The following is a 23,972-nucleotide window of genomic DNA, read 5'->3' as shown; positions in this document are numbered from 1 at the left end:
CAGCATGACATTTGCGGCCATTCTCAGCGCCAGCCGGGCGTCCAGCGATTCCTCTGCGGCATTGCGCGCCAGCTTGCATTTCGCGGGGCAGACGCTGGTCGAATATCAGGCGCGTCAGGCCGCCCGGGCGGGCGCGGATCGCATCATGATCCTGGTGAGCGTCATCACGCCCGCGCTATCCCAGGCCGTCGATCGGCTGAGCACTGACGGAATTGCCGTCGCCCTGGTCCGAGACATGGTCTCCATGGTTCGGGACGCACCGCGCGACAGCGACGTGCTGCTGGTAGCAGACGGCATCATCGTTGCGCAGGCGCATTTTGATGCGATAGCCGAGCGAGAGGGCAACGCTCTGCTGGTGACGGACGATAGCCGTGCGAGCGCCCCGCTGGAGCGAATCGACGCAGGTCAGCGCTGGGCGGGACTGGCGCGGATCAGTCCGGACCTGCTGTTCGGCACGCTGGACATGATCGGCGACTGGGATCTTTCGCTGACCCTGGTGCGCGCTGCCGTCCAGAATGGCGCGCGACGGGTCACTGTGCCGCAGGATGATCTGCTGACCGGCCGCGTCGCGCTGGTCGATGGCCAATCGCAGGCGGACTTGGTCGCCCAGGCGATGATGTCCACGGGATCGACCGCGAAGCGGACGCGGGGGCTGGCTGAACATGTCCTTCTATGTCCGGTCGCCCGGATGCTGAGCCCCGCGCTGATGCGTACGCAGGTTCCCGCGACACAGGTGCGCATCGCGGCGATGGCCCTGAGCGCGATTGGACTGGTGCCCATTGAACTGCTTTGGCCTGCCGCCGGCTTCCTCATGTTGTTTTTGGCATTGGGGCTGGCGGAAATAGCGGATCGGCTGGATGAACTGGCCTTGCGGTCTCCGCCCACCGGATGGGCAGCCTTCGTCGTGCCCTTGTTCGCAATTGGCGGGATATCGCTGGCAGGTGAGAGCGTCCTGGCGACCTGTCTGGCGCTGCTGTTGGCGATCGTGCAGTTCGCCGACCGCTGGCGCAAGACGGGTGGGGCGAGGCATTGGATGATCTTCACGCCCGCCAGCGCGGTTTTCCTGCTGCTGCTGACGGCGTTGTTCGGCGCGACCATGCTGGGTTACACGCTGGCGATGCTGGCCGTTATCGCGTCGGTTGGCGCAATCATCCTGCTCAAGCGTGCCTGAAATATTTTCGCCCTTAGGGTTTAGTGCATTTTAAGGACGTGCGGCTATGCTGGCCCGCATGAGCGCCTTTTCGTTCCTTACTGGACCGGCATCGGCGGATAGTTGGCCCACGGCTCCCGTCCTGGCCGGCATGTCCGCCGTTCCCATCGGCCATGCCATTGATCTGGCGTTTTTCTTCCCTAATGAAGGGCGCGAGCGTCACGACGCACTGATGGCGGAGACGCGCCGGCATCTGGGGGCATGCGTCACTGGGGTCGAGCGAGCATTGCGATTCGCACTGGACCAACAGCCAGAGATCATGGCTTTGCTGGGGTTACGGACGGAGGCTGTTTGCTGGCCCACCATTTGCGCTCAGCCGACGCTGCTGGGACCGGCGTTGCTCGCCCATATGCAGATGCGCGCCGGGGTGACGTTGCTGCTGCGTCAGTTTGGGCAACCTGATGACCGGCTCGACGAGGCGGAAGCGGAGATCATCCTGCCCACCAATGATGCCGCGGTAACAGAAGCGCTGGCTGCGCTCGCGGTGGCCGAGGGCCGCTGGCTGGCGGCGGGTGCGGAGGACGAGCCGATGCAGCCGGATCTTCCTGCCGAACATTTTGCCGAACTGATGTGGACGGCTGCTGCGTGCATGATGGCAGTGGTGCAGCGGTCCGCTCTGGTCGAGGGGGACGTGATCCTGCCCGTCTTTGAGAAAGCGGGTTGGGCCCTCCTGGCTGAGCATGATGAGACGCGCGGGCCGATTGCGGCCGCCGATCGGCTGGTGCGTCGGCTCGGCGAGCGCGCGGATGTGCCAGAGCTGCTGGGTGCGGCGCTCGGCCAGAGACGTTTCCTGCTGTTCGCAGCGCTCACAGCGCGGCGGCTGCGTATGGACAGTGCGCATGTCGCTGACATCTTGGTGATGGGGCCGGTGACGGAGCTTGCCGCTTTGTGCCGCTCTCTTGGCGGATCGGATGCGGATTACCGGCACCTGCTGCTGGCGCTGCGCCCAGTACGGCCATCGCTCACTGACGCAGCGATCATCCTGGAGGCCGAGCGTTATCAGGCGTTGACAGAGGCTCAAGCGGACGGTTTGGTAAATGCGTTGCGCGCACCCCGCGCGCTCCGCGCCAAACTCGATCATCTGCGGCAGGTCACCATCTGATGAATATGCCCGCGCATCCGACGGTCATTCGCGCCACGGTGGCGGCCAACGGGCTGCTGCTGAGCGCGGATGCGCCTTTGCTGGCCTTGCAGCGGGAGGCGGGCTCCGACGTTGGGGCAGTGCTGGCTGTGCCACAACTGGCAGCGATAGCGCGGCTGGCATCGCGGCTGAGCGTCACCGTTTCGCGGCCGGTCACCGCCGCTACCGAACGGGGCGACGTCGAAATGTGGGTGCGCGCGCGGCCGGAGGCTGATGGCGTGCAGCTTTCCGTCATTGAGTGGAATGAGCGGCCGGCAGCGGTCCTTCCGGTGGACGGGGTAAGGCGGGAAGCGGATATCGCTGCAATTGCGGAAGGCTGGAGCTGGCAAATCGACACGCAGCTTCGGTTTCAGATGGTCCTGGAAGGCGCGGGGCCAGAGAGCGCTCTGCCTGAAGTCCCGCCGGTGCCGGGGAGCCGTTTCACCAGTTATTTCGAACTTCGTCCTGACGAAGAGGGGGACTTGGCGATTCTGCGGGGCTTTGCGCAACGGCGTGCCTTTCGCGATCAGATCGCTACGCTGACGGCCTCATCCGAGCAATGCTTTCGCTTGTCCGGCTTTCCGATGTTCGATCTTGCCGGGCAGTTGCTAGGCTATCGGGGCAAGGCATTTCCGCTGGATCGTGCGATCCTCGCGCCACATGTTCCGGCAGCGCCTGCGGTCGTCATCTATCCAGCGGAATTTGGACGGCGGCTCGATCGTTCGCTACGCCAGCCATTGGGGCGCATCATTGCCAACGCCGATTCGATCAATGCCCAATTTGATGGGCCGCTGCGCCCCGACTATGCAGGCTATGCGTCCGATATCGCCGCGGCGGGACGGCATCTGATGGCGCTGATTGATGATCTGGCGGATTTGCAGGCTATCGATCGACTGGACTTCACCGTTGCCACCGAAGATGTGGACCTGGCCGACATCGGACGCCGCGCAGCCGGGCTCTTCGTGGTGAAGGCGATGGACCGCAACATTCGCATTCATGCGCCAGACCCAGGGCAATCGACCGTCGCGACCGGGGAGTTCAGGCGCGCGCTTCAGATTCTCATGAACCTGGTCGGCAACGCTGTTCGTTACGGGCCCGAGGACAGTGACGTGCGTATCGAGACGGGTAGGGGAGATGGGGCGGCTTGGATCGCCGTGATGGACCAAGGCGCAGGCGTTCCTGCAGACAGCCGAGAGCGCATCTTTCACAAATTCGAGCGATTGGGGCGCAGCGATCCGGGGGGAAGCGGCCTCGGCCTCTACATCTCGCGGCGATTGGCTTTGGCGATGGGCGGTGACATCCGGGTGGATGAAGCGCATGGCGGAGGGGCGCGGTTCACGCTTTCGCTTCCCACCAGCACCTAATTCCCCCCCAAAAAAACGGCGCCCGATTAGGCGCCGTTTTTCTTTATATAACCAGCGCTGTGAGTTAGCGCTTTTCGACCGGGATGAAGTCGCGCTGCGCGGGGCCGGTGTAGAGCTGGCGGGGACGGCCGATCTTCTGCGCTGGGTCCGAAATCATTTCGTTCCACTGCGCTACCCAGCCAACAGTCCGGGCGAGCGCGAAGAGCACGGTGAACATCTCGGTCGGGAAGCCGATGGCCGAAAGGATCACGCCCGAATAGAAATCGACATTCGGGTAGAGCTTCTTCTCGATGAAGTAAGGGTCGTTGAGGGCGATCTGCTCAAGTTCCTTGGCGACGTCGAACACCGGATCATTGACGCCCAACTTTTCGAGAACGTCTTTCGCGGTCTTCTGCATCACCGTCGCGCGCGGATCGTAATTTTTGTAAACGCGATGGCCAAAGCCCATCAGGCGGAACGGATCATCCTTGTTTTTAGCGCGGGCGATATATTCGGGAATGCGATCAACGGTGCCGATCTCGCGCAGCATGTTTAGCGCGGCTTCATTGGCGCCGCCATGAGCGGGCCCCCAGAGACAGGCGATGCCCGCTGCGATGCAAGCGAAGGGGTTCGCACCCGACGAACCAGCAAGGCGCACGGTCGAGGTCGAGGCGTTCTGCTCATGATCGGCGTGAAGGGTGAAAATCTTGTCCATCGCGTCCACGACGACTGGATCGATCACATATTCTTCCGCCGGGACCGAGAAGGTCATGTTCAGGAAGTTGGCGGTGTAGCTAAGGTCGTTGCGCGGATAGACGAAGGGCTGACCCACGGAATATTTATACGCCATTGCCGCAATCGTCGGCATCTTGGCGATCAACCGATGGCTGGCAATCTTGCGCTGTTCGGGATCGTTGATGTCGGTCGAGTCGTGATAGAAGGCCGACAGAGCACCGACGACGCCGCACATGATGGCCATCGGATGTGCGTCACGACGGAAACCGCGGTAGAAGGTGGTCAGTTGCTCATGCACCATGGTGTGGCGCGTGATCGTGTTGCTGAAATCCTCGAGTTCCTTTTTCGACGGCAGTTCGCCGTTGAGCAGGAGATAGCTGACTTCCATAAAGCTCGACTGCTCAGCGAGCTGATCGATGGGATAGCCGCGGTGCAGCAGGATGCCGGCGTCGCCATCGATATAAGTCAGGCCCGAATCGCAGCTTGCTGTGGAAGTAAAGCCGGGGTCGTAGGTGAACATGCCGGTGTTGGCATAGAGCTTACGAACGTCGATGACCTTGGGGCCGACTGAGCCGCTAAGGATGCCGTAATCCTTGGCATCGCCGCCCACCGTCAAAGTCGCATTATTGTCCGACATCTCGTTCTCCTCAATTGCCATCAGCCGGCGACACCTGTCTGGCATCGGCAAGCCGCTCCAAGCTCCTGCCTTTTCCAAGAAGGAAAAGGACATCAAAAATCCCCGGCGAAACCGTGCGACCGGTCAGCGCCGCGCGCAGCGGCTGGGCCACTTTGCCCAACCCCAGGCCGGCTTCCTCTGCCACGCGGCGGATCGCTTCCTCGATCGCTTCGACTGTCCAGGACTGGACGGAATCAAGAGCGTCGGCTGTCTTGCCCAGCAGCTCGCGCGCCGAGTCGTCTAGCAGAGCAAGGGCCTTCTCGTCAAAATCCAGCGGGCAATTTTTGAATAGAAACTCCGCGCCCTCCGCAATTTCGTTAAGGGTTTTCGCGCGGGGCTTCAGAGAGGGAATGGCTTTAATTAGAAGCGTTTCAGAGCCTTCTGGCAACGCTACGTCCAGGCGCTGCGCGACGCGCGGCATTACCAGTGCAGCTAGGCGGGCATCATCCGCTTCACGCAAATAATAGGCGTTGAGATTTTCCAGCTTCTTGATGTCGAAACGGGAAGGCGACCGACCGACCCCGGAAATGTCAAACAGCTCTATCGCGCGATCGCGAGAGATAGTCTCTTCGTCGCCATAACCCCAACCAAGGCGTAGCAGATAATTCAGCACCGCTTCGGGCAGCATGCCCATTTCGTCGCGATAGGCATCGACCCCAAGCGCGCCATGCCGCTTGGACAGCTTCGCGCCATCCGATCCGTGGATAAGAGGGATGTGAGCGTAAACCGGCTCTTCCCAACCCATGGCCTTAATGATGCCAAGCTGGCGGAAGGCATTGTTGAGATGATCATCGCCGCGGATCACATGAGTGACACCCATGTCCTGGTCATCGACTACAACGGCCAGCATGTAGGTAGGCGTACCGTCGGAACGGAGCAGGATCATGTCATCCAACTCCGCATTCTGGACGACAACGCGGCCCTGCACCGCATCTTCGATCACCGTTTCGCCGTCGCGCGGTGCCTTCAACCGGATAACGAAGGGCGCGCCTGCCGGTGCTTCGGAAGGGTCACGATCGCGCCAACGGCCATCATAGCGCATCGGCTGCTTGGCCGCGCGTTGCTGCTCGCGCAATTCGGCAAGCTCTTCGGGCGTCGCGTAGCAGCGATAGGCATGGCCACCCGCAAGCAGTTGGTTGGCGACTTCGGCATGGCGCTGCGACCGCTCAAATTGGAACACCGCAGGCTCGTCGCCGGCAAGGCCGAGCCATTCGAGACCGTCGAAGATTGCTGCCACGGCTTCGTCGGTAGAGCGCGCGCGATCGGTATCTTCGATCCGCAACAGGAACTTGCCGCCGTGATGTCGGGCGAATAACCAGTTGAACAAAGCGGTGCGTGCGCCGCCGATGTGAAGGAAGCCCGTGGGCGATGGCGCAAAACGGGTCACGATTTGCTTGTTCAAACCCGTTGCACTCACCGTCTTATTCCCCGACATCCGCCTTGCTCATTCATGAACGCGACGCCCCCTAGCATGGCTTTTGAGCCACGACAAACCTCCGTTGGCCGGAATATCGGGCAGGCGGTGCAGGCCCTTTTTGCGCGACTGGAACAGGGGCTGGAGGCAGAGCGCGAACAGTTGGGATTGTGGGTTCCGGTGGCGCTGGGGATAGGCATAGCCGCCTGGATTTCTCTGCCTAACAAGCTGGAATGGCTTGCTTTCTGCTGTAGCGCGGTTGCGATCACGAGTGCGGGTTGTCTCCTTCCTCTGGGAGCGCGGCTGCGCCAAATGGTAGTGCTGGGCGGGTTGCTCGCTTGCGGGGGCTGTCTGCTGATATGGGGAAAAGCGGCCATTTTCGGTACAGCCCCATTGCCCCGGCCCATCTTCATGGAGGTGACGGGGGAGGTCATATCTGCCGATGTGGTGCCAGCGCAGCAAATGAGTCGCGTGGCGGTTAGGCCGATCGATCCGTCCGGGCTGCCGGCGCTGATCCGCGTGAATATTGCGGCAACCGACATTCCTGCGGAGCTTGGACGGGGAGCCGTCATCCGATTCCGGGCGCGCCTAATGCCGCCCGCGCCGGCAAGTCTGCCGGGGGGCTATGATTTCGCTCGCCGCGCCTATTTCCAAGGCATTGGAGCCACCGGACGTGCATTGAAGCCGATTGTTGTTCTGCAGCCATCGGTAGAAGCGCCCCCGCTTCGCAATCGCCTGTTTGCGCATATATTGCAGAATGGCGAGGGCGAGGGGGCGGGAATCGCGGCTGCTTTGGCGACCGGAGACCAAGGTGCGATCACCGAAGCGGACGCGGAGGCTATGCGCCGCAGCGGCCTAGCGCATTTACTGTCTATCAGCGGCTTGCATGTCACTGCCCTGATTGGGGCAGTCGTTTTCCTGCTGATGCGGATCATGGCGCTTAATCGGCGGGCGGCGCTCGATTGGCCGTTGATGCTGATCGCTGCGGGCGGCGGCGCGCTGGCGGGCATTGGATACACGCTGCTAACCGGGGGAGAAGTGCCGACGGTCCGGTCCTGTGTGGCGGCGCTGCTGGTATTGGGAGGGCTCGCGCTTGGCCGCGAAGCGATAACGCTGCGGCTGATCGCTGCCGGCGCGCTATTGGTTCTATTGCTCTGGCCCGAGGCACTGGCCGGGCCGAGTTTTCAGATGAGCTTCGCCGCCGTGATCGCGATTGTTGCATTGAGCGAGCATCCGCGGTTTCGCGCCTTCGCAGCCCAGCGGGATGAAGGGACGGTCAAGCGCCTCGCGCGCTCCCTAGCCGTTTTGCTGCTGTCCGGGTTCGCCGTGGAGCTCGTGCTGGCCCCGATCGCGCTTTTTCACTTTCACAAGGCGGGAATGATGGGCGCTTTTGCTAATCTGATCGCCATTCCCCTGACCACTTTTGTCGTCATGCCATTCGAGGCGCTGGCCTTATTACTTGACCTTGTGGGATTTGGAGCGCCCGCATGGTGGCTAACTGGTCGGGCTATCGATCTACTGCTGTGGCTAGCGCACAGCGTCGCAGCGAGTCCGTGGGCGGTGGCGACTGCCCCTGTGGTGCCGAACGTCGTGTTCGGCATGATGGTTCTGGGGGGGCTCTGCTGCCTGTTGGGGCGGAGTCGCTGGCGATGGATCGGACTGGCGCCGGTTGCTGCAGGGATCCTGGTCATAGTGACGACTTCGCCGCCCGAGATATTGGTGACTGCCGATGGCCGTCATGTCGCGGTGCGAAGCGCAGAGGGCGGCATGGCCATCCTGCGCGAACGAGCGGGTGATTATGTCCGCGACATGATGGCGGAAAGCGCGGGGCATGAAGGGCCTCTGGCTGCCATGGCCGATTTGCCGGAGGCAAGTTGTTCGAAAGATCTATGCATGGTGGCTCTAACGGGCGGCGGCCGCATGTGGCGACTGCTGGTGACTCGAACCGGCGATTTGGTGCCACGAGAGACGCTCGCGCACGATTGCGCGCGTGCTGACATCGTGATCGCGGATCGCCGCCTTCCGCCTTGGTGCCGACCGCGCTGGTTGAAGGCGGACCGGCGGCTGCTGGCGCGGACAGGCGGGCTTGCCATTGACCTGGATGACGGGGAGGTGCGGACCGGAAAAGTCCCCGGCGACACACATCCCTGGATCATTCAGCCCTCCAGGCGACCGGCACGTCGCCCGTCAAATCAATTATAGCGGCGCAGCAGTCCTGCCAGCTTTCCCTGAATGCGCACTTGCCGCGTATCATAGATCTGCGGTTCGTAGGCGCTGTTGGCAGGGTCGAGCCGAACCTTGGGTCCTTGGCGATGGAAATATTTCAGCGTCGCATCGCTATCTTCAATAAGGGCGACGACGATCTGCCCCTCGCGCGCAACTTCGGTCCGTTGAATGAGAGCGAAATCACCATCAAGGATGCCAGCCTCGATCATGGAGTCACCAGACACCTCCAGCGCATAATGATCGCCTGCGCCGAGTAAAGCGGCAGGAACGGATAGCATATTCTGACCCTCTAGCGCCTCGATCGGAACACCCGCGGCGATCCTGCCATGGAGCGGTATGTCGATCACATCATTTGCAGCGAGGGGCGGCTTGGCGGCAAGCTGTGGCTTCGGCGGGGCGATCCCCTTCGGCGCGCGATGCATCGCTTCTGGAAGCTTGAGCACTTCGAGCGCGCGAGCGCGGTTAGGCAAGCGCCGAATAAAGCCGCGTTCTTCCAGTGCGTTGATTAACCGGTGGATGCCGGATTTAGACCGCAGGTCAAGCGCCTCCTTCATCTCTTCGAAGGAGGGCGATACGCCGCCTTCCTCCAGCCTGTTTTGAATGAAGCTGAGCAATTCCTGTTGCTTGGGCGTCAGCATGCCTGCTTGTCCTCCATGGAACGGATGGAGAACGCATAGGAAACGGAAGGGGGCGAGTCAAGCAACTTGCACGAACCGTAACGAAAGGAACGGACCTGCCGTCTGGCCGTTATCTGGCAGCCTTCCCAAAAGAGGGTGAATAGGAGAGTAAGATGGCGAACCAAAACGACCAGGACAGCAACCAGCGCCGCCAACAGGGTGGTGACCGCTCAAGTCAAGGCGGCCGTCAGCAACAGCAAGAAAACCGCCAAGGCCAGATGGGCGAAGGCAAGAAGGACAAGGGCGGTCACGACAAGCAGCAGCGTTGATCAGCGTCCGGTTTGTATCCGGGGGAGGGGCCGCTTTGCGGCCCCTTTCTCATGAGTTGAGCGGGAGAACGGTTACCTGGTCGCCAGCGGCTGCTGGCGGTGAGCCCGCAGGCCGAAGGATGAGACTGTCGGCCTGAGCCATGGCGGCGGTTGCTGCGCTGTCTTGCGAGGTGACTGCAATCATACCATCGTCGGTGTGAAAGGCGCGAAGATAATCGTCCCGTTCGCCACTGGCGGGCAAGGGGGCGGCCAGCGTCGCGCTGGCGATGCGGGGCAACGGATCGGCTGCTCCGGCCATATGCCGGACGAGCGGTAGAAGGAACAGGGTTGCGGTGACGAACGCCGAGACCGGATTGCCAGGCAAGCCAAGGAAAATGGCGTCGCGCAGTCTTCCCGCCATCAGCGGTTTTCCTGGCCGCATCCGGATTTTCCAGAACTCAAGATCGCCGCCCGCTGCTGCGAACGCGGGACGGACAAGATCATGGTCCCCGACGGATGCTCCGCCGGTTGAAACCATGATGTCGGCTTGGCTGGCATCCTCCAGCGCCCGTGTCATGGCATCGAGATCGTCGGGGATAATCCCGATGTCGAGGATGCTGCAACTCAGAGCGCCGAGCATCGCGGCAAGCATGGGAGCGTTGGAGCAGGGCAGGTGGCCCGGCGGCGTAGGCGCTCCTGGCGGGACCAGTTCATTGCCGGTGGATAGGAGAGCGATCCGAGGGCGAGTGCCGACCGGGAGCGCGCCGTGGCCCGCCAGGACGGCCAGGGCGATCTGCGCCGGGCCGAGAGCTGCACCTGAGTTTAGCAGCAATTGGTTATTGCGGAAATCCGAGGCGGCAGGCCGGACATTACGGCCTCTGGGGAGGGCTGGGCCGCGGGGGTGGACGAGGCCGTTCGAGAGGTCAGCATCTTCCTGAATGAGGATGGTGTCGGCGCCTGGCGGCAATGGTGCGCCGGTAAAGATGCGGCAGCTTTCGCCGGGCGCCAGGGACGGCGGAAGGGCACCGCCAGCCGTGCTTTCGGCTGTGACGCGCCAGGGGCCGGGCCATTCGGCGGCGCGGATCGCGTAGCCGTCCATCGCGGAGAGGTCTGCCCAAGGCTGATCCCGCAAGGAAAGGATATTTCGAGCGAGCCAGCGACCAGCACAGGCTGAGACGGGTAGCTCCTCGGCGGGGAGGCGGGGACCGAGGGCAAGCAGCCGGGCCTGGGCCTCCGCGACCGGCAGCAGGCTCATGCCGCGCGCCAGTCGCCCGACTTGCCGCCGGATTTGGCGAGAAGGCGCACGTCGCCGATGACCATGCCTTTATCCAGCGCCTTGGCCATGTCGTAGATGGTGAGCAGCGCTACCGAAGTGGCGGTGAGCGCTTCCATTTCTACACCCGTCTGTCCGGCCGTTCGGGCAGTCGCGGATACAGTGACCCCGGCGGCTTCAAGTGTGAAGTCGATGCTGACGGAGGTCAGCGCGATGGGGTGGCAGAGCGGAATGAGGTCGGCGGTCCGCTTAGCCGCCATGATCCCGGCAACGCGCGCAACGGCGAGGACGTCCCCTTTCTTGACCAACCCCTGGGCAATCGCGGCGGCGGCGTCCTCGGTCATTCGGATATGGCCAGTAGCAACGGCTTCGCGGGCTGTCACAGCCTTGGCCGAGACATCGACCATCCGGGCCGAGCCATCTTCGTCGAGATGGGTAAGGTTGCTCATGCGCCGGTAAGGAGAGCGCGCGTCGCGGCTTCGACGTCGGGCTGACGCATCAGGCTTTCGCCGACGAGGAAGCAGCGGACGCCATGTTCGGACATGGCGACCAGATCGGCATGGCTGCCAAGGCCGCTTTCGGCGACAAAAGTGCAGCCTTCGGGTGCTTGGCCGACCAACTCATAGGTGCGGGCGAAATCTACGCTGAAGTCGCGCAGGTCACGATTGTTGACGCCGATGAGGCGGGAACGAAGATTGAGCGCGCGCTCCAATTCATGGGCGTCGTGCACTTCGATGAGGGCGTCCATGCCAAGGCCCAACGCGGCGTCCTCGATTTCGGCCATCTGTCCGTCGTCAAGCCCGGCAACGATGATGAGGATGGCGTCTGCGCCGAGCGACCGGCTTTCCAGCACCTGCCAGGGATCGACCATGAAATCCTTGCGCAACACCGGCAGCGAGCAGGCGGACCGGGCCGCCATGAGATAATCATCATGGCCCTGGAAATAAGGTTCGTCGGTGAGGACCGAAAGGCAAGCTGCGCCAGCGGCGGCATAAGCTTGAGCATGGGCCGGAGGATCGAAATTTTCCCGGATCAGGCCCTTAGAAGGGCTCGCCTTCTTGACCTCCGCGATAAGGCCGAAGCCCGAGCGGGCGGCGCTGTCCAGCGCATGACGAAAGCCGCGCGGGGGCGTTTGTTCGGCGGCGCGGGCGTGCAGGGTCGAGACGGTGATCGCAGCTTTGCGTCGGGCCACGTCCTTGCGCTTCGTGTCGCAAATTTCGATGAGCTTGTTGGTCATTTATAGGCAATCCAGCAATTGAGCAGCGCGTTGGCAAGCCCGCGATCGATGGTTTCGGCCGCTTCTTCGACGCCTTCACGCAGATCGGTCACGGCGTCAGCCACCATGAGGGCGGCGGCTGCGTTCATCAGTACCGCGTCGCGATAGGGGCCTTCTTCTCCTTGAAGCATTGCGCGAAGGGCGGCGGCATTGTGAATGGGATCGCCGCCTCGGATGGCTTCGACGGGGTGAGTGGGGAGGCCAGCGTCGGCGGAAACTAGACGGCGCATCGCGATGATACCTTGGGCCGTCACTTCGGCAACGTCATTTCCACCGGCGAGAGACAGTTCGTCCAGTCCTTCGTCGCCCGATACGATCATCGCCCGATCGACGCCCAGATCGGCGAGCGCTTCGGCATAGATGGGCACATATGCGGGCCGGGCGATGCCGACCAGTTGGCGACGTACGCCTGCAGGATTGGCGAGCGGACCCATGAGGTTGAAGATAGTGCGCTGACCGATAGCCTTGCGGATCGGCCCGAAACGCTTGAGCGCCGGATGATGCTTTTGAGCGAATAAGAAGCAGATGCCGAGGTCTGCGAGGGTTTCTTCTGCGGTCTCGGCGGCGCGGTCGAGGTTGAGGCCGAGCGCTTCCAGCGTGTCGGCTGCGCCCGCCTTCGAGGAAGCCGCGCGGTTGCCATGCTTGGCTACGGGGATGCCCGCGGCTGCAACAACCAGCGATACGGCTGTGGAGACATTGAGCGTGTGGTGGCCGTCTCCGCCTGTTCCGCACACGTCGATCGCGCCAGCGGGGGCGGAGACCGGGATCATCCGAGCGCGCATGGCTCGGGCGGCGGCGGCTATCTCGATTGCGCTTTCGCCTCGCTGCGCCATTGCCACCAAGAAGTCGGCGATCTCCGCTTCTGGCAGGTCAGCGTCGAACAGCAGGTCGAAGGCGTGGGCGGCTTCGGCTGCGCTCAGCGGCGTCGTCGGATCGGGCAGGCGGGTCATCGCTTGTGCCTTAATCATTCTGCCGGGCTTGAGTCGAGGGATTCGACAGCTTCAGCCCCACCGAAGGAAAGCGCCTGGCTGCAAAGCTGCGGAGAGTCAGGCGGCGGCGCGCTGGCGGACGGGAATGCCGGCGATGCGCATGAAGTTGGCCAGCATCTCATGTCCATATTCCGTGGCGATGCTTTCCGGGTGGAACTGAACCGAGTGGATGGGCAGGCTTTGGTGACGAAAGGCCATGACCGATCCATCCTCACTGCTGGCGTTAACCACCAGGCTTTGCGGGATGTCCTCAACGATGAGTGAGTGGTAGCGGGTTGCGGTGAAGGGTGAGGGGATATCTTTGAACAGGCCCGTACCATCATGAGTGACGGGGGAGGTTTTCCCGTGCATGAGACCGCCGCGTACGACCTGGCCGCCGAAATGCTGGCCGATGGCTTGGTGACCTAGGCATACGCCCAGCAAAGGCGCGCCGGCGTCGGCGCAGGCTGCGACGAGATCGAGGCTGACGCCCGCCTCATTCGGCGTACAAGGACCGGGCGAGAGCAGGAAAGCGCTCGCCCCGCTGGAAAGCGCCTGGCCTGCGGAGATGGCGTCGTTGCGGACCACTTCGACTTCTGCCCCCAACTCCATCAGATAATGGACGAGGTTCCAGGTGAAGCTGTCGTAATTGTCGATGACGAGGATCATGGGAGGAAGGCTATAGTGCGCCAAGTGCGCTCGGCCAATGGGAATCGGCGCGCAGCTTCCTTGAACCTGCGCGATGCTGTTGCGTTGTCCACCCGTAATGAACGGAGACAGATGCGATGAAGCGCTATGCCTATGGCTGGATCACGGCCCTGTTTTTCCTGGTGTCGATTGGATTGCATTGGCTGTTTGGCTGGTGGGCCTATGTCGATGAAGCACAGACGCATAGACAGGTGCCGGAGCTGGCTTCCTACTTGGTTGAGATGGGGCGCGACACGTTCGAGAATTGGCAGTCCGAATTTCTGCAACTCATCTGGCAGGTCGTGGGCCTCGCCTATTTTCTTTACGTCGGATCGCCAGCTTCAAAGGAAAATGACGATCGGATGGAAGCCAAGATCGACGAGCTGTTGAAGATGGCTGGAGGAGACGATGCCGAGCGGCTGATCCGGAAAATCGACGATCGCTATCTGCGCGCAGGCGGCCATGCCAAGCCTCATGGTCATGACCTGGGCTATGAATGATGGAGCCTGGGGAACCGACACGCTCGTCAGCCGCTTCTTGATCATAGTTGTTCGTGAGGAGGACGGAAATGGCCAAAGCCGAGTTTACTGACGCGATCGCCTTGCTGAAAGCCGACCATCGTAAGGTGGAAGATCTGTTCGAGCAGTTCGAGAAAGCCAAGGCGGCAAACCGCAAGCGGGATATTGCGCATCAAATCTGCGTTGAACTTAAGATCCATACGATGATCGAGGAAGAGATTTTCTACCCAGCCTTCCGCGGCAAAATAGAGGATGATACGCTGGATGAAGCTTATGTCGAACATGATGGCGCCAAGGTACTGGTGAACGACATCGAGGGTGGATCGCCTGAGGATGATTTTTACGATGCCAAGGTCAGGGTCCTGTCCGAAGAGATCAAGCACCATGTGAAGGAAGAAGAACGTCAGTCCGACGGCATGTTCGCGCAGTGCCGTAAGACCGATGTCGATCTAGTGGCACTAAGGGACCGAATGTTGGCCCGCAAACAGGAGTTGATGGCGCAAGCCGCGGCTGGCGGACTACCGGTTGCGAAGCCCAAGGCGGTTCATCTGGTGGCTGCTTGACCCGAGAGGTTGAAAAAGCCGGCGCATTATCCCATATGCGTCGGTGCCGGGTTCGCCCGGCTATGGTGATAAATCGTATCGTGCAATAGGCGCAGCGGACCCGGGGGCAGTACCCGGCGGCTCCACCACATGTCCCGCTAGGCGGGGCGTCTGACGGGGCCGAACTAGGATCGACGTGTGTTGAAAAGCGATTGCTTTCACTCGGCCTGAGTACGCCGTAAAAAGGTTCAAAACTCACAAGTGCCAACGATAACGAGGCTCTTGCTCTTGCTGCGTAATTGATGGCCTCGCGGCCGGACATTACTCAAAAAGAACGCGGTTGAACCCACCGGGCAACAGAAGGGAATTCAGCGGCTTCCGGAGGAGCCGGGCAACAGAATCCTCCGGACCTTTTTGTATAAAAATTTGTTCGAAGCTTCTTCTGAAGCTGGCCGGTTTGCTCGCTCATGCTGCCTGCTAAAGAACGCCGTGAGGCTGTGACAGCTCGAGCAAGGAAAACGGTCTAAGATATTCAATTTGCAGCTTATGGCTTGGCATTGGCTATGGGAGCGCCGGGGACGGGGACGTAGTGGTTATGGCGCCTAGTCTTCATCTGCCGTCTAGTCATTGTGCGTTCATCAAATCCAAACGTCCCAGTCATATGGCGTGCCTAGCTGCGGCATTCGATGGCGACAGGGAGCGTTGTCCGATTAAAGAATCCCCTTCGCTCAGTATCCTATCACAAACGGGCAGCAGCCTGAGGCAGAGACGAAATGGCTAAGATAAACCGTTTCACTGCCGGTTTCATGGCGGGCTGCTGCGTCTTTGACCGTCGCATTATGATCGGCTTGGCTGTTGATGAAGTTTCGGTCTGCACGTGCAGGGCTTCTGCGTGGGGATTCGCTCACCCGTCTGCCCTGTGGTAAAGCGTCGGGCCGGCAGGCGGAGATGGCCAACGTGAAGCAGGAAGTTGAGCTGAAACTGGAACTGCCGTCAAAGGCGATCGAGGCGTTCGAGCGATCCGGGCTCTTGCCTGACGAGGGAGCCCGGGCCGAACTGCAGGCCGTCTATTTTGATACGCCTGACCGGCAACTTAAGGCCAAGGGCTATACGTTGCGTATCCGCCGGTCGGGGAATGAGCGCATTCAGACCGTGAAGGCTGATGATGGGCAGGGCGGGGGTGGGCTGTTTGCGCGAGCTGAGTGGGAAATGCCGGTCGCGCAGGATGAGCCGGTCATAGACACGCGAACGCCGATAGCGGCAGCGCTGGGCGAAGCGGCGGACATGATCGCGCCTGCGTTCCATGTGGACGTCGAGCGGCGGACTTGGTTGATTGCTGAAGGTCAAACGGAAATCGAATTGGTGCTTGACATAGGCATGGTAAGCGCTGGCGAACGGCAAGCGCCGATTTGCGAGATCGAGTTGGAAAGCAAGGCGGGCGGGCCTGCCGCGCTCTTCTCGCTGGCGCGGCAGATAGAGGCGCTGGTGCCGGTTCGGCTAGGCGTCGCCGCCAAGTCCGAACGCGGCTATCGGCTGTTGGCGGACGCGACTTCATCTTTCAAGGCGGAGCCGGTTAGCCTGAAGACGGGCAACCGGGCGGAAGAGGCTTTCCAAACTATCGTCCGCGCCTGTGTGCGGCATTATCGGTTGAACGAAGGATTGTTGCTCGACCATTATGAGCCGCTGGCGCTGCATCAAGCGAGGGTCGCTGTGCGGCGGCTGCGATCGGCGCTAACGCTGTTCAAGCCGATGCTGGCCGAGGCGGACGTTTCACGGTTCCAAGCTGAGTTGCGCTGGCTTGCGAAGCTGCTGGGCGAGGCGCGGGACCTGGATGTGCTGGTGGATCGAACGGAGCCAGGAGAACTGCAGGACCGTATCGATGCGGCGCGGAGGGTGGCACATGCCAAGGTGATCGATGCACTGGAATCGCAGCGTGTGTGCGGCATGATGATCGATATTGTCGAGTGGCTGACACTAGGCGCCGGAAAGGTGGCTCCCGACGCCGAGCGGCTGCGCGATGAGCCGGCGGAGCTGTTTGCGGCTCGCCAGTTGCAGCGTTTCCATCGCTGGGTAGTGAGACATGGCCGCAGGATGACGAAGCTGGACGATGAGCGGCGTCACGAAGTCCGCAAGAAGGCAAAGAAGCTACGTTATGCCTCGGAGTTTTTCGCCGGTCTTTTCATCGGCACGAAAAAAGAGCGGCGGTGGCATGGCCGCTATATCGAGGCGTTGGAAGTGCTGCAGGATGATTTGGGCGCACTTAACGATCTGGTCAGCACAGCCGGTCTCTTGTCGAAACACGGCCTGTCGGGCGATCCTGGCGCGGTGAAAGGCGGCGGGAGCAAAAAGAAGCTGATTGCCGTTGCGGCAGGCGCTCATGAGGAACTGGCGGACGCCAAGCCTTTTTGGTGCTGACCATCAGGCCCAGCGGCGCTCGCGATACCATTTGGTGATGATGTGCTTGACGCCGCTGCGCACCTTCATGCCGTGATGCAGACTGGCTCCATTATATTTGCCGGGCTCCAGGCGATTATTCCAGGCGAGCAGCTTGCCGGTTTCAGGCTGAACCGTCTTGCCGATTTTGACGAAGCGCGTGGCACCGCCGGCCGCAGGTTGGTTGAGATAGATCATCAGCGTCCAAGTGCGGTTGCCCGCCACCGCGCAATAGCGTTCGAAGTCGATGCCGCAGGGCTCGAAATAGTCTGTATGAGCTTTGAATTCCTGACCAACGGCATAACATTGCCCCTGGATCGGCTCTCCATAAACAGGATCGATACCGGCGAAAGCTGCGAGCTTTTCGTCGATGGCGGCGATGAAGGGGTCGGCGCGATCCAGATCACAGGTTTCGCTGGTGCGAAATCCCGTGTCGCCATTGGTGTCTGCGATGGTCGAGGGGCGACGGCTCGCTTCAATGCGATCGATCAAGCCCGCGCATTCTTCCGGGCTGAGGAAGTTGCGCCGGATGAACAGCGTCAGATCACGGCTAGGCACGCGTTGAATTTGGGGATGGGCAGCGATCCAGGCGGGGTCGGCATCGGCCCCCTGAGGGATGGGTCGGTGTGACATAATGGGCCCCGAGGCGAAAAGTCGTCCTCTTGCTATCGCTCGACGCTCGAATTGCAAGCGTCGTCGCTTGCGAATTGCCGCTGTCATGGATAGGCCACATATCTGTCATCCAGCAGTAAAAACAGTTTCCTAGCAGGCGCCGGTATTAAGGGGGACTACCAGGTTCATGCGCGTGCCGTTTCGCGACAATATTCAGAGCTTTGGCAACCGGCTGGCGCCCATCGATTGGCTGCGTGTTGTCGAGAAGCTGCTGCTCGGCCTGCTTGCCCTGCAGTGCGCGCGATTGCTGTGGGCGGTGCTCACACCGGTAGGCAGCTTTGGGCCTTGGGAAGGGCGGCAGGCGCAGTTTCCCTCCATGGCCACGCGGCAAAGCTTATTCTCCGGCTTCGATCCTTTTTACCGGGCCGGTACGCAGCAGGCGGCAGGCGGCGGCGTCGTTACTTCGCTCGCGCTGACGGTCTATGGCATCCGGTTAAATGAGGGATCAGGGCTAGGATCGGCGATTGTGGCGGGCCCGGATGGTGTGCAGAACAGCTTCGCCGTGGGTGAGGAGATAATGCCTGGCGTCGTGCTGAAGGCAGTGGCGTTCGACCATATCACGATAGACCGAGGCGGCGCGGAGGAGCAGGTCTTCCTCGATCAGTCCCAGCCCGCATCCGCCTCGGCCGCTCCGGGCGACGGCGGAGCGCCGCTTGCCATTCCCGGCATGGACAATCCCACCGCCGATGCCCTTAAGCGCGACATCGGCTTTGCGCCGCGGATGCAGAATGGTCGCATCACGGGACTTATCTTGACCGCCCGCGGACCGGCATTTCAGAACGCAGGCTTTCAGTCTGGGGATATCATTACCCAGGTCGATGGCCAACCGGTGGGATCGCCAAGCGATCTCCAGGCGCTGCAAGGGAAGATCATGCCGGGCGCACGAATTTCCCTGACGGTCGAGCGTGGTGCAAATCTTTCGACGATCAATCTTACCCTGCAAGGCCAATGACCAGAAAATTGCTCCTTTCCGCTTCCATGGCCCTTGCTCTAGCGGCGCCGATCGCTTCGCCGCTATTGGCGCAGCAGACGCTGAACGTGCGGGACGCGGATATTCGCGCCTTCATTCAGGATGCTGCGCGAGTGACGGGGCGGACCTTCATCATCGACAATCGCGTGCAGGGAAAGGTATCGGTTGTGACAGACCGGCCGCTATCTCGATCCGAATATTTCGAAATTTTCCTGTCCACGCTGCGCGCGAACGGCCTTGTCGCCGTGCCAGCGCCGGGCGGAGCCTATCGTATTCAGCCCGCTGATGGCGCCGCGGGACAACCCAGCGTGGTGGGACGAGCGACCAACCGCAATCAATTTGTGACCGAGGTGTTCCGCCTGCGCTCCATCGACGCGGCGAGCGCACTCGAGACGCTACGGCCGTTGGTGAGTAAGGACGGATCAGTAACCGCCAACCGCGCCGGGAACAGCGTGGTGGTGGCTGACTATGCCGACAATATCGGGCGTATCCGGCAGGTTCTCGCCAGGATCGACCGCGACACAGCGGCGACCCAGACGGTAATGCTGCGTAATGCTGGGGCGCGTGAGATTGCGACATCGCTCCAGGCTTTGGTGCAAAGCGGCGGAGAAGGCGCGCAGCGTGCCGCGACGATCGTGCCGATCGACAGCAGCAACTCTGTCGCGATCCGGGGCGATGCCGGAACGGTGGCGCGGCTGGCGCAGATGGCGCGCGACCTGGACAGGCAGGCGGCAAGCGGGACTGAGATCCGCGTCTATTGGCTGGAACATGCCGATGCAGAAAAGCTGCTTCCTGTGCTGCAACAACTGGTCGGGCAATCCAGCAATTCAACGGTGGCCTCGTCAATCCCGGCCGCGGGAAACGGAGCGGCTCCCCCTCCTGCGGCGCCTGCTGCTATGGTGTCGAATGGGCCGTCGGGCAGTGGCATTTCGACGCGGGGGCCAGCGATCGTCACTCGCTATGAAGGCGCGAATGCGATCATCGTGGCGGCAAACAGCGACGTGCAGCGCATGTTGGGCGAAACAATCCGCCAGCTCGATACGCGGCGCGAGCAGGTTCTAGTCGAGGCGATCATCGTGGAAATCAGCGATGCCGCTGCCAAGAAGCTGGGCGTCCAGTTCCTGATCGGCAGCACCAAGACGGGGTTTGCCGCCACCAACTATTCCAACGCCTCGCCCAATCTGTTGACGCTGGCGGGGGCGATTGGGGCGAACGAACTTGGCAAGACTACGACGACGGTCGTCAACGGCGGGGTGACCACGACCACGACCACGACTGAAAATAGCAATTTGGCCAGCACATTGCAGCAGGCAGCTGTCGATAGCCTTATGAACGCGACCGGCGGTTTCGGCGGAGTTGCGACGCAGATCGGCCGCAACGGGATTTTCGGCGCGATTATCAACGCGGTGAGGTCCGACACCGACAGCAATATTCTGTCCACCCCTTCGGTGATGACGTTGGATAATCAAAAGGCGTCGATCCTGGTGGGGCAGCAGGTGCCGATCACAACTGGCGAAGCGCTGAGCCAGAATTTCGATAATCAGTTCCGCACCGTTCAGCGGCAGGATGTGGGCATCAAGCTAGAGGTGAAGCCGCAAATCAATACCGGCGGCGCGATCAAGCTGTTCCTCAGGCAGGAAGTATCCAGCGTTGCGGGGCCTGTCAGCAACAACAACAGCGACCTCATCATAAACAAGCGCGAGATCGAGACGACCGTGACGGTCGATGATGGCGAGATATTGGCGCTGGGCGGTCTGCTGGATGACAATGAGCGCAAGACGATCGAGCGCATTCCGCTGCTGTCCGACATCCCGGGTCTTGGCGAACTGTTCAAATCGCGTTCGAAGAGCCGGACCAAGACGAATTTGATGGTCTTCATCCGGCCGACCATCCTGCGGTCCAAGGAGGATGCGCAGCGTCTGACGCAGCAGCGCTATGGCTATGTTCGCGGTATGCAGTTGCGGCGCAATCCGGATGTAGAGCCGAGCATCGACGAGTTGGTGCGCGACTATATGGGGGCAGAGCCGCCTGCCGCTGCGCCACAGCCGGGCGACGCGGTGGTGCAGCCTGCGGCAGAGGTGATCGAGCCCACCTCACGCCAGTCAAGCAGCGTGGCGCGGCCGGTGGGTGCGCCGATTAGTGGGAGGGAGCGGTGATCCTTTCTCGACCTCCGTTTGCCCTGGGCTTCTCTGGTTTCAACAAGTCCCGTCCGAGTGGAGGATAGGGTGAGCCAACCCGCGTCCGATCATTCCGAGATCACGCCGCACTATGCCCCGCGCGCCGTGGATATTCCCTATGTCTTCGCGCGCAGGCATGGCGTCGTCATGCTGCCGCTGGACGGCGAGCGGTTGACTATCGCTGTGCGCGAGGGGAGTGATCCGCGTGTGTTGCTGGAGGTGCGGAGGCATCTTGCGCGCAGTTTTGACGTCCGGTTTGTCGATGGCGTGCAGTTCGACAGGCATCTGTCCGATCATTATGCGATGGAGGGTAGCGCGGCGGCCATGGCGGGGTCGCTTGATGTGGGTGCGGACGAGCTGGACATTCTGGCTGCCGACATTCCGACGGCGGATGACCTGCTCGACAGCGCGGACGATGCTCCAGCGATCCGGCTGATCAACGGCATCATTGCGGAGGCGGCCCGGCAGGGGGTCTCGGACATTCATATCGAGCCTTATGAGACCGGATTGGTCGTGCGGATGCGGATTGACGGCGTGCTGCGGGAGACGCTGCGCATGCCGCCGTATGTCGCGCCGGTGGTCGTCAGCCGCATCAAGGTGATGGCGCGGCTCGACATTGCCGAGCGGCGCGTGCCGCAGGACGGGCGTATCGGCCTGACGCTGGGCGGCAAGCTGCTCGACGTGCGCGTATCGACCTTGCCGAGCAGGGCCGGGGAGCGGGTAGTGCTGCGTATTCTCGACAAGGAGAATGCGGGCATGAACCTGGACCTGCTGGGCATGGCGGGGGCAGCGGATCGAATTTTCCGTGAAGGATTGCAAGAACCGAACGGGATTATTCTGGTCACCGGGCCGACCGGGTCGGGGAAGACGACGACGCTCTATGCGGGCCTGAGGCAGTTGAATGATGGGACCCGGAACATCCTGACCGTTGAGGACCCGGTCGAATATGCGGTGGAGGGTGTCGGGCAGACGCAGGTCAATGCCAAGGTGGGCCTTACCTTCGGGGCGGGGTTGCGGGCGATCTTGCGGCAGGACCCCGATGTGGTGATGGTCGGTGAAATCCGTGACCGTGAGACGGCGGAGATCGCGGTGCAGGCGTCGCTGACGGGGCATCTGGTGCTGTCCACTGTGCATACCAATGACGCGGTGGGTGCGATCACGCGGATGCGGGACATGCGGGTGGAGCCATTTCTACTGGCATCGACGCTGCGCGCGGTAATCGCCCAGCGGCTGGTGAGGCGGCTGTGCCAGCATTGCCGGGAGCCGGTGCAGGCGGACAAGTCGGCGAGTGCGTTACTTGGTTTCGATCCCGGAACGATCATCTATCGCGCGCGCGGCTGCGAGGAGTGCAACGGGACGGGTTATAAGGGCCGGATCGGCGTGTTCGAGGCGATCCGGGTGGACGATACGATCCGTCGCCTGATCAACGATGGCGGTGACGAATCGCTGATCGCGCGCCACGCCTTCCTGAACGCGCCCAATCTGGGGTCGGCGGCGCGCGCGCTGGTGCGCGATGGGCAGACCACGGCGGAAGAAGCCATTCGCGTGTCGCGGCGCGACGCGGCGGAGGTGGAAACCATCGCCGATGGCTGAGTTCGATTATATCGCCATCGATCCCGCAGGGAAGGAGCGGTCAGGCAAGGTCAAGGCCGACACGATCGATGACGCCCGCGCCAGGCTGGACGGGCGCAAGCTGTTTATCGTGCGGATCGAGCCGGGCGCTGCCGAAAAAGCTGCGGAGCGGGCGGGCCTGTCGCTGCGCGCACCGCGCTTGTCGGCCAAGGAACTGACGCTGTTCACTCGTCAGCTGTCCACGCTGATCCAGGTCAGCCCGCTGGAGGAATCCCTGCGCACGATCGGGCGGCAGAGTGAGCAGGCGCATGTGCGCGCCATCGTCAGTAAGGTCCATTCGGGCGTGCTGGAAGGACGGCGGTTAGCGGACGCACTGGGCGCGGAACCGAAAAGTTTTCCTCCACTTTACCGCGCGATGATTTCCGCGGGTGAAAGCTCGGGGAGCCTGCCGACGATCATGGAGCGCCTGTCCGATCTGATGGAGCGGCAGGCTATCATCCGGTCAAAGGTGCTGACGGCGATCGCCTATCCCAGCGTGCTTGCCGCTTTTGCGGTGTGCGTGGTCGCGGCGCTGATGATCTTCGTGGTGCCCAAAGTGGTCGAGCAGTTCGATACGGTGGGACAGGATCTGCCGTTGCTGACACGGATGGTGATGGGAATTTCAGCCTTTCTGGCGGGCTATTGGTGGCTGCTGGCGATGCTGATCGGGGTCGCGGCGCTTGGCTTCTGGAGGGCGCTGCAGGTCGAAAGTTTCCGCTATCGCTTTGACGCCGGGTTGCTGCGGCTACCGTTGTTGGGACGATTGATCCGCGATTTGCATGCGGCGCGGATGGCGCGGACCTTGTCCACCATGGTGGCGAGCCGCCTGCCGTTGATGGAGGGGCTGTCGCTTACCACACAGACCGTCCACAATCGGGTGCTGCGGCAAGCTTCGGAAGAGATTGTCGAGGCTATTCGCGGCGGCGGGAGTCTATCGGCGGCCTTGCGGCGGGCGGGCGTGTTTCCGCCGCTGCTCGTCTATCTAGCGGCGAGCGGCGAGAGCGCGGGGCGACTGGACACGATGCTGGAGCGGGCGGCCGAATATCTCGAGCGGGAGTTTGACAGCTTCACCTCAGCGGCTCTTGCGATGCTGGAGCCGGTCATCATCATCCTGATGGGCGGAATCGTCGCCGTGATCATCCTGTCCATCCTGCTGCCGATCCTGCAATTGCAGAGTCTTACGGGGGCTTGAGGAG

The 23,972-nt window shown here is 61.9% G+C and carries 21 protein-coding genes and 1 other RNA gene; 13 read left to right on the top strand and 9 right to left on the bottom strand.

The genetic code is table 11. The features are described 5' to 3' along the window. Positions 1–4 precede the first annotated feature (4 nt). The 3 genes from ACFO3E_RS19500 to ACFO3E_RS19490 are packed head-to-tail and all read left to right on the top strand — an operon-like array spanning position 5 to position 3,694. Entirely contained in the window at positions 5–1,171 is a 1,167-nt protein-coding gene (locus ACFO3E_RS19500; protein WP_066527842.1) for a hypothetical protein, read from the top strand. A 46-nt stretch (positions 1,172–1,217) separates the two neighbouring features. After that, positions 1,218–2,312 carry a DUF2336 domain-containing protein gene (locus ACFO3E_RS19495; protein ID WP_197486275.1) on the top strand — a complete coding sequence of 365 codons (1,095 nt, stop codon included), beginning with the start codon at positions 1,218–1,220 and terminating at the stop codon, positions 2,310–2,312. Then, complete coding sequence (locus ACFO3E_RS19490; RefSeq protein WP_066527844.1) at positions 2,312–3,694, top strand: sensor histidine kinase; 1,383 nt, start codon at positions 2,312–2,314, stop codon at positions 3,692–3,694. Before ACFO3E_RS19495 ends, ACFO3E_RS19490 begins: the two co-directional genes overlap by 1 nt. Before the next feature lie 64 nt (positions 3,695–3,758). Here the strand turns inward: ACFO3E_RS19490 and ACFO3E_RS19485 are convergent, their stop codons facing one another. Both ACFO3E_RS19485 and gltX read right to left on the bottom strand, forming a co-directional pair. Then, positions 3,759–5,045 (bottom strand): citrate synthase, encoded by a 1,287-nt coding sequence (locus ACFO3E_RS19485; protein ID WP_066529348.1) that lies wholly within the window; start codon positions 5,043–5,045, stop codon positions 3,759–3,761. 10 nt (positions 5,046–5,055) lie between these two features. After that, on the bottom strand, positions 5,056–6,519 hold the full coding sequence (gene gltX, locus ACFO3E_RS19480; RefSeq protein WP_197486276.1) for a glutamate--tRNA ligase: 1,464 nt from the start codon (positions 6,517–6,519) through the stop codon (positions 5,056–5,058). 36 nt (positions 6,520–6,555) lie between these two features. On the opposite strand from gltX, the gene ACFO3E_RS19475 reads away from it, so the two are divergent. Next, positions 6,556–8,700 (top strand): ComEC/Rec2 family competence protein, encoded by a 2,145-nt coding sequence (locus tag ACFO3E_RS19475; RefSeq protein WP_380807049.1) that lies wholly within the window; start codon positions 6,556–6,558, stop codon positions 8,698–8,700. On the opposite strand, the gene lexA is transcribed toward ACFO3E_RS19475, so the two are convergent. Beyond that, positions 8,691–9,362 (bottom strand): transcriptional repressor LexA, encoded by a 672-nt coding sequence (gene lexA / locus ACFO3E_RS19470; RefSeq protein ID WP_066527846.1) that lies wholly within the window; start codon positions 9,360–9,362, stop codon positions 8,691–8,693. The genes ACFO3E_RS19475 and lexA overlap by 10 nt on opposite strands. 152 nt (positions 9,363–9,514) lie before the next feature. Here lexA and ACFO3E_RS19465 point away from each other — a divergent pair, with 152 nt between their 5' ends. Further along, positions 9,515–9,670 (top strand): hypothetical protein, encoded by a 156-nt coding sequence (locus tag ACFO3E_RS19465; RefSeq protein WP_197486277.1) that lies wholly within the window; start codon positions 9,515–9,517, stop codon positions 9,668–9,670. 49 nt (positions 9,671–9,719) lie between these two features. On the opposite strand, the gene ACFO3E_RS19460 is transcribed toward ACFO3E_RS19465, so the two are convergent. The 5 genes from ACFO3E_RS19460 to ACFO3E_RS19440 form a co-directional block, all read right to left on the bottom strand. Further along, the gene (locus ACFO3E_RS19460) at positions 9,720–10,904 is read right to left on the bottom strand and encodes a molybdopterin molybdotransferase MoeA (RefSeq protein ID WP_066527849.1); all 1,185 of its coding nucleotides are present in this window, start codon (positions 10,902–10,904) and stop codon (positions 9,720–9,722) included. Continuing rightward, complete coding sequence (gene moaC / locus ACFO3E_RS19455) at positions 10,901–11,371, bottom strand: cyclic pyranopterin monophosphate synthase MoaC (protein ID WP_066527850.1); 471 nt, start codon at positions 11,369–11,371, stop codon at positions 10,901–10,903. The genes ACFO3E_RS19460 and moaC overlap by 4 nt, the downstream gene beginning before the upstream one ends. Continuing rightward, on the bottom strand, positions 11,368–12,159 hold the full coding sequence (gene trpC / locus ACFO3E_RS19450) for an indole-3-glycerol phosphate synthase TrpC (RefSeq protein ID WP_066527851.1): 792 nt from the start codon (positions 12,157–12,159) through the stop codon (positions 11,368–11,370). The genes moaC and trpC overlap by 4 nt, the downstream gene beginning before the upstream one ends. Next, positions 12,156–13,148 carry an anthranilate phosphoribosyltransferase gene (gene trpD, locus ACFO3E_RS19445; RefSeq protein WP_066529354.1) on the bottom strand — a complete coding sequence of 331 codons (993 nt, stop codon included), beginning with the start codon at positions 13,146–13,148 and terminating at the stop codon, positions 12,156–12,158. The genes trpC and trpD overlap by 4 nt, the downstream gene beginning before the upstream one ends. Before the next feature lie 96 nt (positions 13,149–13,244). Continuing rightward, positions 13,245–13,835 carry an anthranilate synthase component II gene (locus tag ACFO3E_RS19440; protein WP_066527853.1) on the bottom strand — a complete coding sequence of 197 codons (591 nt, stop codon included), beginning with the start codon at positions 13,833–13,835 and terminating at the stop codon, positions 13,245–13,247. A 116-nt stretch (positions 13,836–13,951) separates the two neighbouring features. On the opposite strand from ACFO3E_RS19440, the gene ACFO3E_RS19435 reads away from it, so the two are divergent. From ACFO3E_RS19435 to ACFO3E_RS19420, 4 genes are all read left to right on the top strand, one after another. Next, the gene (locus ACFO3E_RS19435) at positions 13,952–14,353 is read left to right on the top strand and encodes a DUF6766 family protein (protein WP_066527855.1); all 402 of its coding nucleotides are present in this window, start codon (positions 13,952–13,954) and stop codon (positions 14,351–14,353) included. 68 nt (positions 14,354–14,421) lie between these two features. Then, positions 14,422–14,934 carry a hemerythrin domain-containing protein gene (locus ACFO3E_RS19430; RefSeq protein WP_066527859.1) on the top strand — a complete coding sequence of 171 codons (513 nt, stop codon included), beginning with the start codon at positions 14,422–14,424 and terminating at the stop codon, positions 14,932–14,934. Between the two features lie 5 nt (positions 14,935–14,939). Next, positions 14,940–15,284: a transfer-messenger RNA gene (gene ssrA, locus ACFO3E_RS19425) on the top strand. A 487-nt stretch (positions 15,285–15,771) separates the two neighbouring features. Then, a complete protein-coding gene (locus ACFO3E_RS19420; RefSeq protein ID WP_380807042.1) occupies positions 15,772–17,328 on the top strand; it encodes a CYTH and CHAD domain-containing protein in 1,557 nt (518 codons plus the stop codon). 3 nt (positions 17,329–17,331) lie between these two features. On the opposite strand, the gene ACFO3E_RS19415 is transcribed toward ACFO3E_RS19420, so the two are convergent. Beyond that, the gene (locus ACFO3E_RS19415; RefSeq protein ID WP_380807039.1) at positions 17,332–17,979 is read right to left on the bottom strand and encodes a prolyl hydroxylase family protein; all 648 of its coding nucleotides are present in this window, start codon (positions 17,977–17,979) and stop codon (positions 17,332–17,334) included. A gap of 166 nt (positions 17,980–18,145) precedes the next feature. Between ACFO3E_RS19415 and ACFO3E_RS19410 the strand changes: the two genes are divergently transcribed. The 4 genes from ACFO3E_RS19410 to gspF all read left to right on the top strand — a co-directional run bounded on the left by ACFO3E_RS19410 (position 18,146) and on the right by gspF (position 23,968). Then, positions 18,146–18,970: a type II secretion system protein N gene (locus tag ACFO3E_RS19410; RefSeq protein ID WP_066527864.1), complete on the top strand. Its 825-nt coding sequence runs from the start codon at positions 18,146–18,148 to the stop codon at positions 18,968–18,970. After that, positions 18,967–21,144 carry a type II secretion system secretin GspD gene (gene gspD / locus ACFO3E_RS19405; RefSeq protein WP_066527867.1) on the top strand — a complete coding sequence of 726 codons (2,178 nt, stop codon included), beginning with the start codon at positions 18,967–18,969 and terminating at the stop codon, positions 21,142–21,144. Before ACFO3E_RS19410 ends, gspD begins: the two co-directional genes overlap by 4 nt. Before the next feature lie 69 nt (positions 21,145–21,213). Further along, positions 21,214–22,758: a type II secretion system ATPase GspE gene (gene gspE, locus ACFO3E_RS19400; RefSeq protein WP_269465830.1), complete on the top strand. Its 1,545-nt coding sequence runs from the start codon at positions 21,214–21,216 to the stop codon at positions 22,756–22,758. Further along, on the top strand, positions 22,751–23,968 hold the full coding sequence (gene gspF / locus ACFO3E_RS19395) for a type II secretion system inner membrane protein GspF (protein ID WP_066527873.1): 1,218 nt from the start codon (positions 22,751–22,753) through the stop codon (positions 23,966–23,968). The genes gspE and gspF overlap by 8 nt, the downstream gene beginning before the upstream one ends. Positions 23,969–23,972 lie beyond the last annotated feature (4 nt).

The sequence above is a fragment of the Sphingobium tyrosinilyticum genome (assembly GCF_042654265.1).
GTDB lineage: Bacteria > Pseudomonadota > Alphaproteobacteria > Sphingomonadales > Sphingomonadaceae > Sphingobium > Sphingobium tyrosinilyticum.
Note: the sequence above shows the minus strand (reverse complement) of the source record. Positions and strands in the feature narration are given on the sequence as shown.

What these genes read in the sequence shown, in the direction of transcription:
- ACFO3E_RS19500 (WP_066527842.1), top strand. Translation starts at nt 5, where the DNA reads ATGACATTTGCGGCCATTCTCAGCGCCAGCCGGGCGTCCAGCGATTCC.
- ACFO3E_RS19495 (WP_197486275.1), top strand. Translation starts at nt 1,218, where the DNA reads ATGCTGGCCCGCATGAGCGCCTTTTCGTTCCTTACTGGACCGGCATCG.
- ACFO3E_RS19490 (WP_066527844.1), top strand. Translation starts at nt 2,312, where the DNA reads ATGAATATGCCCGCGCATCCGACGGTCATTCGCGCCACGGTGGCGGCC.
- ACFO3E_RS19485 (WP_066529348.1), bottom strand. Translation starts at nt 5,045, where the DNA reads ATGTCGGACAATAATGCGACTTTGACGGTGGGCGGCGATGCCAAGGAT.
- gltX (WP_197486276.1), bottom strand. Translation starts at nt 6,519, where the DNA reads ATGTCGGGGAATAAGACGGTGAGTGCAACGGGTTTGAACAAGCAAATC.
- ACFO3E_RS19475 (WP_380807049.1), top strand. Translation starts at nt 6,556, where the DNA reads ATGGCTTTTGAGCCACGACAAACCTCCGTTGGCCGGAATATCGGGCAG.
- lexA (WP_066527846.1), bottom strand. Translation starts at nt 9,362, where the DNA reads ATGCTGACGCCCAAGCAACAGGAATTGCTCAGCTTCATTCAAAACAGG.
- ACFO3E_RS19465 (WP_197486277.1), top strand. Translation starts at nt 9,515, where the DNA reads ATGGCGAACCAAAACGACCAGGACAGCAACCAGCGCCGCCAACAGGGT.
- ACFO3E_RS19460 (WP_066527849.1), bottom strand. Translation starts at nt 10,904, where the DNA reads ATGAGCCTGCTGCCGGTCGCGGAGGCCCAGGCCCGGCTGCTTGCCCTC.
- moaC (WP_066527850.1), bottom strand. Translation starts at nt 11,371, where the DNA reads ATGAGCAACCTTACCCATCTCGACGAAGATGGCTCGGCCCGGATGGTC.
- trpC (WP_066527851.1), bottom strand. Translation starts at nt 12,159, where the DNA reads ATGACCAACAAGCTCATCGAAATTTGCGACACGAAGCGCAAGGACGTG.
- trpD (WP_066529354.1), bottom strand. Translation starts at nt 13,148, where the DNA reads ATGACCCGCCTGCCCGATCCGACGACGCCGCTGAGCGCAGCCGAAGCC.
- ACFO3E_RS19440 (WP_066527853.1), bottom strand. Translation starts at nt 13,835, where the DNA reads ATGATCCTCGTCATCGACAATTACGACAGCTTCACCTGGAACCTCGTC.
- ACFO3E_RS19435 (WP_066527855.1), top strand. Translation starts at nt 13,952, where the DNA reads ATGAAGCGCTATGCCTATGGCTGGATCACGGCCCTGTTTTTCCTGGTG.
- ACFO3E_RS19430 (WP_066527859.1), top strand. Translation starts at nt 14,422, where the DNA reads ATGGCCAAAGCCGAGTTTACTGACGCGATCGCCTTGCTGAAAGCCGAC.
- ACFO3E_RS19420 (WP_380807042.1), top strand. Translation starts at nt 15,772, where the DNA reads ATGAAGTTTCGGTCTGCACGTGCAGGGCTTCTGCGTGGGGATTCGCTC.
- ACFO3E_RS19415 (WP_380807039.1), bottom strand. Translation starts at nt 17,979, where the DNA reads ATGTCACACCGACCCATCCCTCAGGGGGCCGATGCCGACCCCGCCTGG.
- ACFO3E_RS19410 (WP_066527864.1), top strand. Translation starts at nt 18,146, where the DNA reads ATGCGCGTGCCGTTTCGCGACAATATTCAGAGCTTTGGCAACCGGCTG.
- gspD (WP_066527867.1), top strand. Translation starts at nt 18,967, where the DNA reads ATGACCAGAAAATTGCTCCTTTCCGCTTCCATGGCCCTTGCTCTAGCG.
- gspF (WP_066527873.1), top strand. Translation starts at nt 22,751, where the DNA reads ATGGCTGAGTTCGATTATATCGCCATCGATCCCGCAGGGAAGGAGCGG.